The organism is Sphingobacterium athyrii (assembly GCF_003071065.1).
GTDB classification, from domain to species: domain Bacteria; phylum Bacteroidota; class Bacteroidia; order Sphingobacteriales; family Sphingobacteriaceae; genus Sphingobacterium; species Sphingobacterium athyrii.
This window is the reverse complement of sequence record NZ_QCXX01000006.1, coordinates 298477-314182: the sequence shown is the minus strand read 5'-3', so window position 1 is coordinate 314182 and position 15706 is coordinate 298477. Positions and strand designations below refer to the sequence as shown.

The window sequence follows — 15706 nt, the reverse complement described above, 5'->3', positions numbered from 1 at the left end:
ATTTTATTTAACCTGCATTTCAACACGTTCCTTCATAATTGTCGTCACATTGTCTATCGTATACTGATATGACAATAGGAATACGTTCGTGCGCATACCGAAAGCTTCTTCTACCTTAAATTTATTCGGATACATGGGGTCATTATCTAATTGCACCACCTGAATATCCTTGTACGGTTTTATTTTTACATTATTAAAATCATCGATCTCCAGTGTAAGACAATTCTTTGCGATATTAGGTACTTTGGATACAAAAGTCTCACTTCCAGCCACCATCCGTACACTATTACTGGTTAATGGAAATAGCTGTTTATTAGCCGCTGTTGCCAGGCCATTGGCAAAACCCACCATCGAGTAAGTCGTGTTTTTGGCCTGTGACGCATACTCGTTCTCGATTATAACCTGATATAACATCGTACTTTTCTTTGGTTTTATTTCAACACCTGATAGACTTACTGCTTTTAACCCGATAAAATAGGTGGAATCTGGAGATAGACCGTCTGGCCGCAATTTGACCATGGTGCGACCCGTGAGCTCACCTGCTTTGATCACAATCTTGTTGTCCATGATCTCATACTTTTCTTTGGGAAGTGATTTGGCATACAGGTCTTCTGAATTATCATACACAGCAAAATTATATTTTACCAATGGTTCCGGATCCTCTTCCAGACCAATGATAAGATCTTTGCTAGGTGCGTGTGTACCCCCTGAAGATGCTGCCACATATCCAATCACCTCTTCTCCGGTCAGGCGGACTACTTCCTTGAATGTATTGTGATAATCAGAACTTATTAATGCCACTTCATTTTTATACATCTCTTTTTCGAACACTTCATTGTCCTTACAGGCAACTAAAGCGATCGAAGTCGTTAGTATAGCTATAAAACTTCGTTTCATAATTTAATATTTTAATGTCTTCCCTTAACATTTCGGTCAAGGGAAGACGCTTATAATTTCTGTTTCTATTGTTTAATCCTAATTATACCCCGGATTTTGATCCAATGATGGTAATCTCCGCATCTCGGCACGTGGTATAGGCACCCAAATCAATTTTTTGTCTACCTGACGTGTCAAGAAAGACGATGTACCCGGTGAAACCCGTTTGTAGAAGGATTCCCGATCCGCACCATCCGGGTTCATACCACGAATAGGTTCACGTTCGGTCTCTTCGTACTTGCCCCAACGGCGTACATCGTAAAAACGTCTATTTTCCCATAGAAACTCCACCATTCGCTCACGCTCCACCTGTTTCTGAACCTCCGCTTTATTGGCAAGCTGCGCAGACGACAATCCCGGTAAACCTGCACGATACCGAACAGCATTAAAAGAACTTTTTATTTCACTTTCATCCCGGCTTACGGTATAGGTTCTATCACCGAGCTGTACTGCATGGCTTCCGCTAAGATTATTTAAAGCTTCTGCATAAGAAAGTAATATCTCTGCATAACGGACAATAGGATATGCTTTGGGCATCATCCGAGCACCTGTACCGGTTATCGCATCAAACGCGTTCACCCATTTCTTAATCACATAGCCTGTAAGTGGATAGTTGGGTGACGATGCCGAAACACCCCCACGGCCGTCTGGTTCTTGATAGAAATATTTAGCCGTATGAGTATTCAACGTTGTACTCGACAAAGCCTGCCACACGGCACCGTTGAAACCTATAGATGCATAAAAACGCATTTCACGGTTTGCATACATCTTAAATATCCCCGCATTCAGTGGGTAACCCGAAAAATTACGTGGTTGGGCCGTAAATAAATCGCCAAAGGTGCTACCGGCAGGAAGGTCAGCCACTGCCTCAAAATACGTATCACCACGTGCTTCTTCTTTGCTACGCCCGTCATCCATCAGATAAGCATCTACGACTTTTTGTGTCACTGAAAAACGCCCCCATCCCCCTAAGGTTGGTGGAAATGCACCTTGGTTCAAATCCGTTCTGATATACTCCGTATTACGCCCCCAGATATATTCGGGATTAATTGAAGCTACGGCTTCACCGGTAAAGACATCAGAATATGATCTAAATGCATCAATACCGCCCGCGCCATTCGGGTAGCTTCCATAGAAATTTGGATCGGAAGTTACGCCGGCCGGAAGTGTAGGCGTTCTTTCGTCCGCAGGCACTGTATATAATTTATAGCGGCCCATATCCATAACACGTTTGGCCGCTGCTGCAGCCAAGGCCCAACGCTTTTCATCGTATTGCTGCGATACATAATGCACCCCATCCGTCTTGCGCATCCAATTGCCAAAATAGGAGGCAGCGACCGGCCCACCATTAAACAACGGACTGGCATGAATCAAGCGCAAACGAGCGATCAACGCAAATGCGGCACCTTTGGTCGGTTTGCCGAAATCCAATAGACTAACATCAACAGGAAGTTGTATAGCAGCCTTTTCAAATTCACCACAGATATATTCCATGGCTTCATCATATGTTGCCCGAGGACGGTCATAATATGCAATATCCTCATTGGTATTCACAATTTCATCCCCTAACAAAATTGGAGGGCCAAAATCTATAATGAGATTGTAATAAGCATAAGCTCTAATAAAACGCGTATAGCCTTCGATACGATTACGATCTGCGTAGCTCATGTCCTTTGGCACATCAATGTTTTTCAACACATTGTTCGCCTTACGGATAATTTTATAATATTTTCCCCATTGGTTAAGTCCACCGTAAAAATCGGGCGTGATATTTCCAGTTACAAAATCCATCCCGTAGTAAATATTAGTTGTCCCAGTACCTGTAAGGCCATTTATAGCTTCATCTGTTGCCATTGGCCCCGGCGTATAATTTGATCTGATCGTATTGGATTCGTCAGGAAACATAGCTGCTGCTCCCCACATATACGCTTCTAAATAACGTGTATTTGCATATGCCGAATCAATATTAAATTCATCGTCAAAGTATTGATCAATATTTAGATAGTCCTTACAAGATGTCACCATAAACAACGCTAGTATCGCTAAGCTGGATTTGGTTATTCTATTTATGATTATTGACGTTTTCATGTCTTTCAATTATTTCAATAGTACTAAAAATTAATATAAGCCTGTAACGAATAGGTCGTCGGAATTGGGTATTTGCGTCCACCCCAAGCCGCTTGTTCGGGGTCAAAAATCTTAACGTTATCCCAGATATATAGGTTATTTCCAACAAACTGAAGATCCATGGATTTTACACCTAATCGCTTTAAGAAATTTGGACTTACATTATAACTCAAGGTAAGTTCTTGCAATCGCAAATAACGGGCATCATCCATCCAAAATGAGGATAACTGACTATTGTTACTGTTATTACCATATTGCAAACGAGGGAATTTAGCATTCGGATTTTCAGCTAAAGATAGATCAATACCATGCTGTAGCGCATAATCTCTCGGGATCCAACGATTGGCAGGATCGTTAGCTAGGGTAATTATATTACCATCTGTACCGCCAAAAAATGGCATATATCCCATACCTGTATCCTCAGTAACATCTTTATATTTCATCGGCTGCCCTACATAGAAGAAGGAAGTCTTCCCTGTACCCTTGAATAGCACCCCGAGAGATAGGTTTTTGTAACGGAACTCTCCACCGAATCCATACATGATCAATGGATAGTTACTATGGGTCAATGGAACTTTATCAAGGGTATTAATGATACCATCACCATTCACATCTTTATATTTGATATCACCAGGTAATACCGTTCCAAAGCTTTGTGTAGGGCTGTATTTGATATCGTCTTCGTCTTTAAATAAACCTAATGATTGATAACCACGAATGGAATTATGAGGATAACCATTGAATTCTAGATAGGAATATTCCAGATAGGCTTGCTCCCAATTTTGCACAACATTTTTGGAATAAGTAAAGTTACCTCTCAAAGTAAGGGTCATATCACTATTGAGCTTGGTGGTGTAGCTAATATTACCATCGGCGCCGGAACTCTTCATGCGCCCCACGTTAGCATACGGATTAGAAATTACGCCCACATAATCCGGTACTTGCACCCGCGGTTGAAAAATACCGTTCCGTTGATCTTGGAAAAAGTCTATAACAAAATCAATTTTATTATTAAAGAGCTTCCCTTCAATACCCAGATTGGATTTAATGGCTCTTTCCCACGCTAGATTGTCCGCACCGATACGGGTTTCTGTAATCGTTTCTATCCCATCAATTCCCCAGACTTTATTCCGTTCTATATCCGCCTTAGTGAGGTATGGGAAACGTACGTCATCTACAATTCTATCGTTACCTACAGTACCATAAGATGCCCTGATTTTGAAGTAGTCTAGCCAAGGAGCTACATTCTTCATAAATTGGTAACTTGTAGGTACCCATCCCACCGCGATCGATGGAAAGAACCCATATTGGCGACCCGGCTGAAAGTTTTCTGAACCTGTATAACCAAAGTTAGCATCCAATAGGTAAGTATCCTTATAACCATAGGTAAATCTACTGGAAACTCCTTGATAACGAACAGGTATCGCCGTCAGATTATTGGTTGCATCATCGGTATCTTTGGCATCGCTCAGGTAATAATAAACTAAAGCTGAAGTACGATGATCCTCTCCGAATTTTTTATCATAATTAAGTGTAGACTCAAAATGATACTTTCGATATTGGCTTACGAACTTTGAATAGGACGCGGGCCTCTCCTGTACCTTTTGAACCATAATCAACGATCCATCCAAATTACGGCCCGTTGCTTCATACAAAGCAGGCTGCATCCACCTACGTTCGGAAAAATAGCTATGGATATCATAAGCCCCTTGACCACGGATTTTCAACCCTTCCAGTATACCGCCTAGATCCTGCTCCAATGCCAGCGTTACCTTTCCTTTATAGTTTTGATTATTATAGTTACCGGTGCGGTTGATCATCACATAAGGTGATGAACGCTGACCTGATCCAACTCCAGGCAGGAATCCATTAGAGTACTGGAGCGGGATAGAAATAGGTGTAAGTGTCGATTGAGTTTTCCAGATATCATCCGTATTACCATAACCTGGTTCTTTTTTAACGGACAGAAAACCGTCTGAACCTAAAAAGACCTTTGTTGTTTTGGTTAGGTTAATATCAAGGTTAACACGATAATTGTAGGTATTGTAGCCAACATTAGAACTATAAATACTATTCTTATCTACTTTGTAGGCCGCTGTTTCACTGTTGCCGCCCAAACTCAGGAAATACCGTGCTACTTCAGAACCTCCACGCCCGGAGGCATAATAGCTTTGACGCCAAAAGCTTCGGTTTAGAATCTCATCCTGCCAGCTGACATCTGGATACATGTCCGGGTCTAAGCCCTGTTGTATAATACCCAATTCGGTATTATTAAATAGCGGTTCACTACCACGTACGACAGACGCTTCATTAGCTAGCAAGGCATAATCATAAGCACGTAAATATTTTGGCAGACGGTTCATTCTTGATAATGTAGAATTTGCTCGTCCCGTAATTTGTATACGGTCTACAGTACCACGTTTTGTGGTGACCAATACAACTCCGTTGGCTCCCCGTACACCATATACAGCAGTAGCCGAAGCGTCTTTCAAAATAGAAAAACTTTCCACATCCGCAGGATCTATAGTATTTAAATCACCTTCAAGTCCATCAATAAGCACTAAGGCTTTCGCATTCGCGCCAAATGTACCAATACCACGCACCCAAAAATCTGCGATATTCGCACCAGGCTCACCTGAAGTCTGCATTGATATTATACCGGCGGCACGTCCGCCTAGCATGTTCGCAATGGAAGGTGCCGGACTCTGTAGCTGTTTCACATCTACTGTTGTGATGGCACCTACAGAACTAATTTTCCGTTGTTTGGCTCCTAGACCGACGACCACAACCTCGTCGATATTGGTACTCTTGTCCAGCATCTTTAATTCAAGGTTACTGGTAGATTCTACCACCAGATGCTCAGCGACATCGTATCCCACACTCGTAAAGACCAACCAGTCTCCATACACAGCTTTAATCGTAAACTTTCCCTTTTCATCTGTAGAAGTTGCTCCTGTCGGTTTATCCTTGATGTAGATTGACACTTTAGATATAGGTTGTCCCTTGCTATCAATGACGGTTCCGGCAATCGTTAACTGCTCTTCTGTTTGTTGTGCAAATGCGGATGATAAACAGAGGCACAGCGCCAGGATGCACAAAAAATAAAAAATCTTCATAATATAATAAGTAGGTTAATTATTCGATAACTAATTTACGTATGCGCGCATTGTTCCAATCGGCGATATAGATATCTCCCTGATCATTTACCGCAACTCCCCAAGGCTGGTTGAACTGGGATTCTACAGGTCCGCCATCCTTATACCCTGCTTTGGTCGGTTGTCCCGCAACTGTCGATACAATACCGTCAGCCGATAACATGCGGATACAGTGATTACCGTAATCGGCAATAAACATATTTCCGGTCTTATCAAATTTGATATCTTTTGGATAATTGAAAACAGCATCTTTGACGGGGCCGTCACGAAACCCTGATCCACCAGGCGCATTAATACGCTTGAAGCCTTCGCCTATGTGCTCAGGACGTAGGTCTAATACCGAAATCCCTTGTGCAAATGTGTTCGGGCTAGCATTTGAGTGCAACGTAATATACAGTTCCCAAGGTTTTGCGGGATTAATAGCCTGTCCATATTGCGAACCGTAAGGTCCTTTATGTACGATAGTAGCAGCATAAGTTATTGGATTTATTTTAGCGATATTACCATCGCGAAAACGAGTGTATAGGTGACCATCATACGGACAGAAGGTCACAAAGTTGGCATAGCGATCGGCCTGAACGATCTTCGCATAATCCGCAGCTGAGAACTGTGCATTCCGCTGGCGAAGTGTCCATGCTTCCCTTGGGTCAAAGGAAAAAAACACTTCGGCAACCGACTCGTGCGAAACTGTCATAATACCTGTTTCCCGATCCACTGTCACTCCATTGGCATAGGGGTTAGGTGAAGACGCCGCTGAATATAAAGGAGTAACAATATTTTCCTTTTCATTGACACGCGCTATACCAAATGATCCACCATCACGCCAGGTCATAAATAGGTTGCCTTGCGCATCCATATCCAAATATTTACCGTAGACATGTGCTTGATCAAGGGTACCCGCCAAAAAGTTTTTATCCCCCGTACCAGTAACAGTGCTGACTTGTGCTTGAATATGGTAAGTAAATGACTTATCATACACCAATGAATCCTTACCGATTACAACCGAAATTTTAGGATCGTCCCCCGGCAAACGTGGTACAATGGCATAAATACGTTCTCCGCTTGAGGAGACTACGGCGGCACGTGCATTGTTAAAATACACTTTGATCTTGCTCGGATCAGATCCAAAATTTTTACCGTCTAATAAGATTTTATCTTTTGCCCCGCCTTCTGCAGGGTAGAAAGAGGAAAGCACAATCGGTGTATTGGGATCATGCTCACTCTGTTTTGTCGCGACATCTTCCTTACAAGAAGAAGAAAACAGCAACATTAACAAAGAAAATGTTAATTGACTACATTTCATAATAACTTCGGTTAAGTAAATCTACAATTGGTTCTAAAAGTTAGATCGAATATAATTTAGAAAAACAAACAAAACAAATATTTACAACACTAAAATTGAAACATTACAAAGCTATTTTATCAAAATATGAAAGCATTAGAAATATATAACATAAGCTAACATAGGTAATAAGACCTTCGATTAGAACGCTGCAAAACTAACAACAAGCGCGCACAAACCATCATTCAGTTAATTATTAAATCATTAACATTGTTTTAATTTAATGCTAAGCGTGTATTCTGGATAGAAAGAAAATTAATCAATAAAGTAAAACAAAAATGTTACAAAAAAAGAATGAAATGAAACCTTCGAATTGTAACATCTTGTTAGTAATAAATTTGCACAGGAAAACAGGTTTTAAAAACAAATAAAGAAAATTGTGCTGTATTTGGGATACAACCAACCATCTATTCTCCTTTAGGAATTTACTAATCTAATTCTACGTTTCACCTACCATTTTCCTACATTTCTCCTACTGTTGGCCTACAGAAGTAGGCCAACAGTAGGTAGATAGTAACCCAAAAGTGGGGCGGGAAGCGAATACGCTCATAAAAAACAGCAAAGAACATAGGAAGTTAGTGCGATTGGCATTATCTAAAAATTGCTCATTCCTCATTCGGGACTCGTTCAGGACTGCTTCGCCCCATATTCGCCTATCACCTTACTTTTCTCTACTCATCCCCTACTCTTTCCCTACTGATTATGTAGGCAATAAGTGGAGAATGAGTAGAGAATCTACATGGGCATTCCGAAGATGGTACGGACAAGAGGCGAAGAAATACTGAATAATTAGCGAAGCAAACACCAAAAAATAGTACTTAAAAGCCCAATTTTTTGGTATCCCCCTTCCCTAACTTTGAATTTGATAACATTCCAAAAATCAGGAAAATGAAAAAGCATATAGAGTCATACAGCCACTGTCCAGTTCGAGCATGCTCGATTTTTGTCCGAATTTCTCCAAAAGTGTCCGAATTTCTCACACGACGCAAGCATTTTCCTAAAAATCCAGTATTATGCATTTTTAATATTGATGGGGTAATATGAAAAGATGAACAACTCGTTATCCAGATTTGGACAACCTCTGATCTTATATACTCGATATATTTGGAATTAATTCAACAGTTACAGGAAGTAATGTCGATCAATTGAGAAGTAATGCAGTGGATTTAGGAATTAATTCTACCATATAAAACAATAACAAATTTTACGTTTGAATTCGGTTAACCAGTAGCTGGGATTTAGGCATAGTCAATAAATAACAGTCAAATTGAGCTATAAAATAGTAAAAACATATTAAATAAACTTGTGCTAGGCGGTAGTATTTAGTAAATAAATTATAAATACTTTTCCATACCGTAAAATCTGTACAATAAAGCAACATAAGTATGAAGAAGACCTTCAAATTTATATTACCAAAAGTAAAGCTTTTCGAGGACGAAAAACACCCATTTCTGCCCCAATTACCTGATGCAAAACGTAATCTATATGAGGATACTTCGATACAGCTTGTAGAGGAATTTATAGATTACCGCCAGGTGATATTGTATCGGGCGCAGGCTCATGTGACTAAGGATTGTATTATTCAATTGAAAACAAACAAACCGGACTTTCATCTCATTTACACCAAGAAAGCGACGGACGATATTATCATTCAAAAACATGGTACCAAAAACGAAATCGTACTCCCCCATGAACATAGTACGTTCACCTACATCCCACGCAGTAAATTTGGCATACATTTAAAACCCGGTTATTACCTGGTCTACGGGCTATTGATTGATATCGGTCTCGTACGGGATATCATTTACCATCACGGGCATTTTCTATCCGAATTAAAAAATGCAAGGAAAAGGGACAAAGCCAGTCTTTACCAGACCGCCTTATGGCCTATCAGAGACCTTACGAACTATCAGCTAAACCGGATTGAAACAATCTTCTTCAATTATAGCAAACAAAACGAGGCAAAGGTAATCGAGCAGATTTACCTATTATTCGATATCGCAGAAACAAAACAGTTTGGGTTTTATGAGAAATTGAGCGAGGGTGAAGTACTCGCTAAAAAAGCGAGGAAAATAATATATGATATCGTAAACCAGGGGTTTCAGGAGGTCAATATTAGCCAGATTGCCTTTTTGTTAGGCGTTTCAGATGCCCACCTTGCGCGTTGCCACAAACGCTACTACAAACAAACTCTTTTACAATACAGGGACGAAATACTCCTTCCACTGGCAAAAGACAGATTGCTTTCAACTTATACTATTGGCGAAGTTGCCAATTTTTGCGGATTTAGATACGCAAGTGGTTTCTCCGACTACTTTGAGAAGCGGATAGGTGTATATCCCTCCGAGTATATCAAACTCCACCAGAATCCAGGCAATGACAAAAATCAGTAAATCACAAGATCAAAAATGCGTAAATGAATGTGCCAAGACGGCCTTACCTTTGAAATACGCTTAAAGAAGTAAAAGCAAAAGAGATGGCGGGCGTACCAGTGCCATGCGATCCTCGTCTTTCCCGGCGGGGTTTCCAGCTATCTTCGGTACGTCTGCGAAGGGTTGGGAGGAGATAGCTGGAGTAAATAAAATAGGGACGCGGGTACAGCGATAAAGTGCAAAACAAAACAGAGGGCAGGCCGCGCCAAGGTGTGCCGCTGAGAAACAGGTTATGGATAGGTAAAATGAACCAGGATGAAAAGTCTACGAACAGCGAAAGAAACAATCAAACTATTTGACCAATGGCTATGGTCAGTGTTACCGTCCCTATGGATCAGGCTGTCTGGGCGGTTTGTCGTTTGGTACAGGTACAGTCCCGTTCTTTATTTCAGAGAACTCGACTATGCCCCTATCTGTCAATCCTTGGCCCTAAAGAGAGTTGTGAACAAGATGTGGTACCCCCGTAAGTTTGCCCTGTTCCCGAGTATGTTGGCTTCACAGCTTCAAGGAAGTTGGCTGACCATAAAATAGGATCCCTCGATCGCATGGCTGTGAGGCAAAACCGAAATGCAAAAAGATTACCAACAGAATTTTAAATTAAAACATACGTCATGAGAACGTTAAAATCAAAAATTATAGCTGGATTTACAGCCTTAGCACTATTATTCGGAGCTTTCTATATTGTAGAAGCGATGGAAACAGACAATACTTCAAGAGAAAAAGTATTGGTTGAAGAATGGTTCGATTACAATGGACCATCTCAAGACAGAGAAGACATTGAAAATCCGGCGAACTATACGCGCCATTCTGGTACGCCCAGCTGTAATGCTGGGTCAGAGCTCTGTTCGTTGAAAGCTCCAAATGACGGAAGTGATCAACCAGTATTGAGCAATAGTTTTGTCAATCAGGTGATGTCCGCTATAGCAACAGGAGGAACACCGTCGAATACAAACATTAAGTTGCAGAATTAATTAAATATGAAAGCAGGGGTATTTTTCATCCCTGCTTTCAACATTTTCAGGCATTGAGCAATAAAGAATCGACTCGGCGATTTTACATGACCATTATCAAGGCAACAATATTGCTATCTTGAATTTTGAATTATACCTGAGTAATTGATAGCTTCCAAAGGGATCAAAAGTGCATATGCTAATGCGTTAGGTTTCAATAGGTATTCTCTACCGGCCAATTTACGTGTAAAAGTAATATTATACCCTTCTAGGTTCAATCGTCTTACATCTTCGTACCGCCTATTGCGAAAGACAAGTTCCTTTCTTCTTTCACTTAGGATAAAATCTATCAACTCTTCGTCCCCACTCGGGATATCGGGACATTTGCCTGTTTCATATCTCGATTTTAGAAAATAATTCAATTTCTCGATCACATCCCCCTTTTTATCCAATATCTTCAATGAAGCCTCCGCAAAAGTCAGGTACATCTCACCGATTGTACTCCCCGTAAACTGAATGTCGTTATCCTCCGCAAAACTACCCCTGAATTTTACTTTCTTTTCTCCCTCTTTTACAAAAAACAATTTCTTCCTGCAGTCGCCATCACTATAGCCAGCATAGAGAACTGTGTCCACATAACAGTTCTGCCGGGTGAGCAACTGGCTGTAATTTGAAGTAGAATGGATCACCTCTGCATTGTACCTGCCAAATGGATTTTCTTTTTTTTCATCAATTATTGCGTAGTTCAACAGTTCAGGTTTTTTCTCTATGACCAATCTGCTATATTCAAATGCCCTGTCATAATTACCTATCGAAAGATAAACCCTAGCCAGAAGCGCCCACACAGCAAGCCTACTGGGCCTGGTCTTTATCTGGGCCAGCAATGGTAAGTCTTCCATACAATCTTCGAGATCTCCTATGATCTGTTCATAGCATTCCGATATGGTAGACCTTTTAAACTTTACATTGATATCAGATGATGTTCTGAGTGGAATTCCCGGTTTATCCCCATTTGACTGTCCATTATAGGGCAACGAAAACAGGTTCATCAATTCAAAAAAAGACAGGCTCCGGTAGAATTTGGCGATTGCCCCGATTTCCCTATAATCGGCATCACTCAATTTATCCCTTATTACCCCGACGCTTTCGAGTACCACATTGGCGTAATACACCCGGTGATACAGCATGGACCAGGCAACATCGTCATTCGCCGAAACCTCCCAGCCGTATTTATTCCTGATGGAAATATTGGCAATCGAATTCCAGGTATTGTCCGTGAGATAATAGTTATCACTGAGATCCTCTCCTACCAGCGACATAGCATTAAAAATATTTTCATTGTTGAGAAGTGCCCAAAGATCATCTTTGGTCGAAATTGTTGCCAGTTTCTGACGTGGCTTTTCTTCCAGAAATTTATTGCATCCGGAACAGGCAATTAAAGCCACTAAAAATAATAAATATGTTTTCATCTCTAAATATGTTTTGTCCCATCGATGGAACGGAGTTTTTTATATTTAAAATTATAGTCATCTGGGGGTTGTTATCCAGTCTTAAAATTGGACTGTAATTCCATACCGATTACAGTTTTACATTAACTCCCACGGACACTGTCTTTGGCAGACCGATCTCGTTCTGTGGAGTCGTTGGATCTATACCGGCATCATTTGCCCTCCATATAAAACCAAGATTGGTCATATACAGGAAAACGCTTAGAGATTGAATACTCTTTGATTTAATCCCTTTTAGATCATAGGCCAGCCTCAGATCTGTCACCCTGATATGATCTCCTTTCATGACATTGACCGCAGCACCATTAAAAAAACTGTTTCTATAGGTATTGTTCGGGTAAGCGAACGATGGTATATCGGTATGGAGCTCATCTCCCTGTTCCTTCCAGCTTGCCGAAAAGTCAGCATGGACCGGGTTCCATGTACCGATCTGCGCGTAGTTGACTGTTGGTTTCCGAAAATAATACCTGAACCTAAAGCCTATATTTGCGGAGAGCTGTATATTTTTATAGCTCCAGTCATTGCGGATTGACCCAAACCACAGTGGCCGCGCCGAGCCATGCAATACCAATTCATTTGATTCTGTTTTCTGTATAATATTTTTCCAGTCTTCACTCTTTTCATTACCGATATAACCCATTGGGTTTCCATTTTCAGGATTCAGCCCGGCCCATTTATAGCTGAACACGGCATAGGCCAGCTGTCCTTCGATCGGATTGATCTTCTGGATATAGCTCATAGTAGGTTTCACAGTCTGCATATATTTACTGATGATTACTTTATTAAAGCTCAAAAGCAAAGCTGTGCTCCACGAAAAATCTCCCATCATGTTACGGCTGCGCAAATTGAGGTCAAGCCCTTTTCCCTCGGTATTGGCACTGTTTATGGTCATTTCAGATACTCCCGTTGTCGGGTCCAGCGGAGAAGAACCCAAAAGATCGTAGGCATTTTTCCAGTAAAAATCGATAGCCCCCGATATCCGGTTATCTTTGGTTGCGAAATCCAAACCGATATTCGTAGTTTTCACCTTCTCCCATCGTAAAGATGGATTTGGTGGATTAACGATCATCGCAAAGGGCAATGATGTATATGGTGTCAGATAAGAAGCATACTCGATGGTGCTATAGGCCGACGTATTCTTGTTTACATTCCCACTATACCCAAAAGATCCCCTTACCTTCAGCATCTTCAGCCAATCCGCTTTGAAAAAATTCTCCCGATGGATATTCCAGGCTATACCCGTAGACCAGAGCGGGCTCCATTTCCCATTGGTCGTGGCACCGAACAGATTTGAGGCATCCTTCCGGGCACTGAAATAAACATCCATTCTATTGTCATAACTGTAAGAAACATTGCCATAGACGGACACATACCGATCTGCCGTCCGGTCCCTAAAAAAACCGTCGGTACCAAGGGATGCTGTACCACCAATATTGCTATAAGTAGGCAGTAGTGCGATCTGATCCACTGGCGCAAACAACATTTTTTCGGGCTCATAACCATACAGACGGGTAGCGTCTTCTCTATTTGTCAACGATCTGATTTCAAAGCCCAGCAGCGAAGTCAGCTGATGTTTTTCAGCAAAGTTTTTATCCTGGTTCAATTGGATACGAAAAGATTTTGTCTGGCCATCAGATTCCGAACGGTTCAATATCCCGCCTTTGGGTACGCCATAGCTATACAGCCCGTCTTTGACCGTAGTATAAAGATTGATGAGATTCCTGGCGAAATAACTGTCCATACCGTTCAATTTTTCCTGCTTTGCAGCAGATGTACCATACTGCCCTCTGGCCTCGAGACCGAGCCAGTGAGTAATCCGGTAGATCAACCCCAAATCGAACAACAGCTGTTTACTTTTCTGATATTGATTATTGATCTGCAATTCCTCATACGGCCTATATTTCCAGTCCAGTAGTCCGGCATCGGCGATCTCATCAAGAAACCGCCTGCTGTACCCATAGTTTACAGCCAGAGGCACGCCATTTTCGCCTACTAATTGCGCATAAGGATACAACGGTAGGCCCGCACCATAGCCATCGTTAAAATCCGTACTCTGGTGATGCACATAACTGATCCGGGATTGGACCATTGCCTTTTTTCCAAAATGTAGTTCATTCGAAAAATTAAAGGTATACCGTGTTGTTGCATTACCTCGCAGACTGGGCTTTTGGTTATCCACACCAAATGAAACATAATGGCTGGCCACATCAGATCCACCGCTCAGGTCGATAGCGTATCGCTGGTCAAAGGAGTTTCTGTAGAAATAATCCATATAGTCCCTTCTTGAATCCATATTTATGTATGGATCAATTCTTTCCCGGAGCTCTAAATCATTTATCTTTCCTTCTTTTTGCAGTTGCAGCAGTTCTATAACGGGCGAAAGTGCCGGATGTTTTTTATTGCTGATCTGGTTATTGTAGTATCCCTTGTCAAAAAGCAGTATCTCCATATCAATAAATTCAGAACTGCTGATCTGCTTAAGTTTGAATAGATCCGGTTTGGAGCCTATAGAAAGATTCGATGAAAAATTAAGGGATTCTCGGCTCGCTTTTTTCCCTCTTTTTGTTGTGATCACGATCACACCATTCCCGGCCTTGGCACCCCATATCGAAGATGCAGCAGCATCTTTAAGAATTGTTATATTTTCGATGTCATTGGGGTTTATATTATCAATATTACCTTCGTATGGAAAGTTGTCTACAATGATTAGGGGACTGTTTGATCCGCTGGTACTGCTGATCCCCCGGATATCCAGGTTTCCATCCGAGCTGTTCGGATTGTTGATATTATAGTTTCGGCGGTCAAAAGAAATTGATGTTGTCATATCTTCGAGCCGGTTCAATATATTAGATGAAACAGACCGCTGTATCTCCTCTTTGGTTAACACCTCAAAAGAGCCCGTCTGCCTTTCTTTTGAAAGTTTCTGGTATCCCGTATTGATCTGCACCTCTTCAAGCTGATATTCAGCCGGAAGCATTGCAAATACCAGACGCCCGACCGGTAGGCGGTAAGAAAGTTTTTTTTGTCCATATCCTACATGCGTACATACCACCTCTGCGGGTGTATCCGGACCATTGATTTCAATAATCCCGTTATTTACTTTTACTCCTTTTCCGTTTACGGAAATGTTATAATCGTCCAGCAGTTTACCTGTCAGGGAATCTCTTACAGTCAGGGATATCCGTTGCTGCCCCAATGCGGATAGCATTGCACTGCAATAGCATAGGCACAGTATATATTTTAGTATACTTTTCAT

9 protein-coding genes are annotated in these 15706 nt (G+C 41.4%); 3 read left to right on the top strand and 6 right to left on the bottom strand.

Annotated features, from left to right (window positions below):
* Positions 1-3: 3 nt before the first annotated feature.
* The 4 genes from DCO56_RS21185 to DCO56_RS21170 form a co-directional block, all read right to left on the bottom strand.
* Positions 4-897 carry a DUF1735 domain-containing protein gene (locus DCO56_RS21185; RefSeq protein ID WP_108635735.1) on the bottom strand — a complete coding sequence of 298 codons (894 nt, stop codon included), beginning with the start codon at positions 895-897 and terminating at the stop codon, positions 4-6.
* 78 nt (positions 898-975) lie between these two features.
* The gene (locus DCO56_RS21180; protein WP_108635734.1) at positions 976-3024 is read right to left on the bottom strand and encodes a RagB/SusD family nutrient uptake outer membrane protein; all 2049 of its coding nucleotides are present in this window, start codon (positions 3022-3024) and stop codon (positions 976-978) included.
* 23 nt (positions 3025-3047) lie between these two features.
* Positions 3048-6179 (bottom strand): SusC/RagA family TonB-linked outer membrane protein, encoded by a 3132-nt coding sequence (locus DCO56_RS21175; protein ID WP_108635733.1) that lies wholly within the window; start codon positions 6177-6179, stop codon positions 3048-3050.
* A 19-nt stretch (positions 6180-6198) separates the two neighbouring features.
* Positions 6199-7521: an IPT/TIG domain-containing protein gene (locus tag DCO56_RS21170; RefSeq protein ID WP_108635732.1), complete on the bottom strand. Its 1323-nt coding sequence runs from the start codon at positions 7519-7521 to the stop codon at positions 6199-6201.
* 1424 nt (positions 7522-8945) lie between these two features.
* On the opposite strand from DCO56_RS21170, the gene DCO56_RS21160 reads away from it, so the two are divergent.
* The 3 genes from DCO56_RS21160 (at position 8946) to DCO56_RS21155 (ending at position 10963) form a co-directional block, all read left to right on the top strand.
* The gene (locus DCO56_RS21160) at positions 8946-9953 is read left to right on the top strand and encodes a helix-turn-helix transcriptional regulator (RefSeq protein WP_108635730.1); all 1008 of its coding nucleotides are present in this window, start codon (positions 8946-8948) and stop codon (positions 9951-9953) included.
* 294 nt (positions 9954-10247) lie between these two features.
* On the top strand, positions 10248-10523 hold the full coding sequence (locus DCO56_RS29095) for a hypothetical protein (RefSeq protein WP_146191110.1): 276 nt from the start codon (positions 10248-10250) through the stop codon (positions 10521-10523).
* Between the two features lie 80 nt (positions 10524-10603).
* On the top strand, positions 10604-10963 hold the full coding sequence (locus DCO56_RS21155; RefSeq protein ID WP_108635729.1) for a hypothetical protein: 360 nt from the start codon (positions 10604-10606) through the stop codon (positions 10961-10963).
* A gap of 113 nt (positions 10964-11076) precedes the next feature.
* Here the strand turns inward: DCO56_RS21155 and DCO56_RS21150 are convergent, their stop codons facing one another.
* Both DCO56_RS21150 and DCO56_RS21145 read right to left on the bottom strand, forming a co-directional pair.
* On the bottom strand, positions 11077-12411 hold the full coding sequence (locus DCO56_RS21150; RefSeq protein ID WP_108635728.1) for a RagB/SusD family nutrient uptake outer membrane protein: 1335 nt from the start codon (positions 12409-12411) through the stop codon (positions 11077-11079).
* 109 nt (positions 12412-12520) lie between these two features.
* Complete coding sequence (locus DCO56_RS21145) at positions 12521-15706, bottom strand: SusC/RagA family TonB-linked outer membrane protein (protein WP_108635727.1); 3186 nt, start codon at positions 15704-15706, stop codon at positions 12521-12523.

Coding starts and splice junctions, on each gene's coding strand:
- DCO56_RS21185 (WP_108635735.1), bottom strand. CDS start 897: ATGAAACGAAGTTTTATAGCTATACTAACGACTTCGATCGCTTTAGTT.
- DCO56_RS21180 (WP_108635734.1), bottom strand. CDS start 3,024: ATGAAAACGTCAATAATCATAAATAGAATAACCAAATCCAGCTTAGCG.
- DCO56_RS21175 (WP_108635733.1), bottom strand. CDS start 6,179: ATGAAGATTTTTTATTTTTTGTGCATCCTGGCGCTGTGCCTCTGTTTA.
- DCO56_RS21170 (WP_108635732.1), bottom strand. CDS start 7,521: ATGAAATGTAGTCAATTAACATTTTCTTTGTTAATGTTGCTGTTTTCT.
- DCO56_RS21160 (WP_108635730.1), top strand. CDS start 8,946: ATGAAGAAGACCTTCAAATTTATATTACCAAAAGTAAAGCTTTTCGAG.
- DCO56_RS29095 (WP_146191110.1), top strand. CDS start 10,248: ATGAAAAGTCTACGAACAGCGAAAGAAACAATCAAACTATTTGACCAA.
- DCO56_RS21155 (WP_108635729.1), top strand. CDS start 10,604: ATGAGAACGTTAAAATCAAAAATTATAGCTGGATTTACAGCCTTAGCA.
- DCO56_RS21150 (WP_108635728.1), bottom strand. CDS start 12,411: ATGAAAACATATTTATTATTTTTAGTGGCTTTAATTGCCTGTTCCGGA.
- DCO56_RS21145 (WP_108635727.1), bottom strand. CDS start 15,706: ATGAAAAGTATACTAAAATATATACTGTGCCTATGCTATTGCAGTGCA.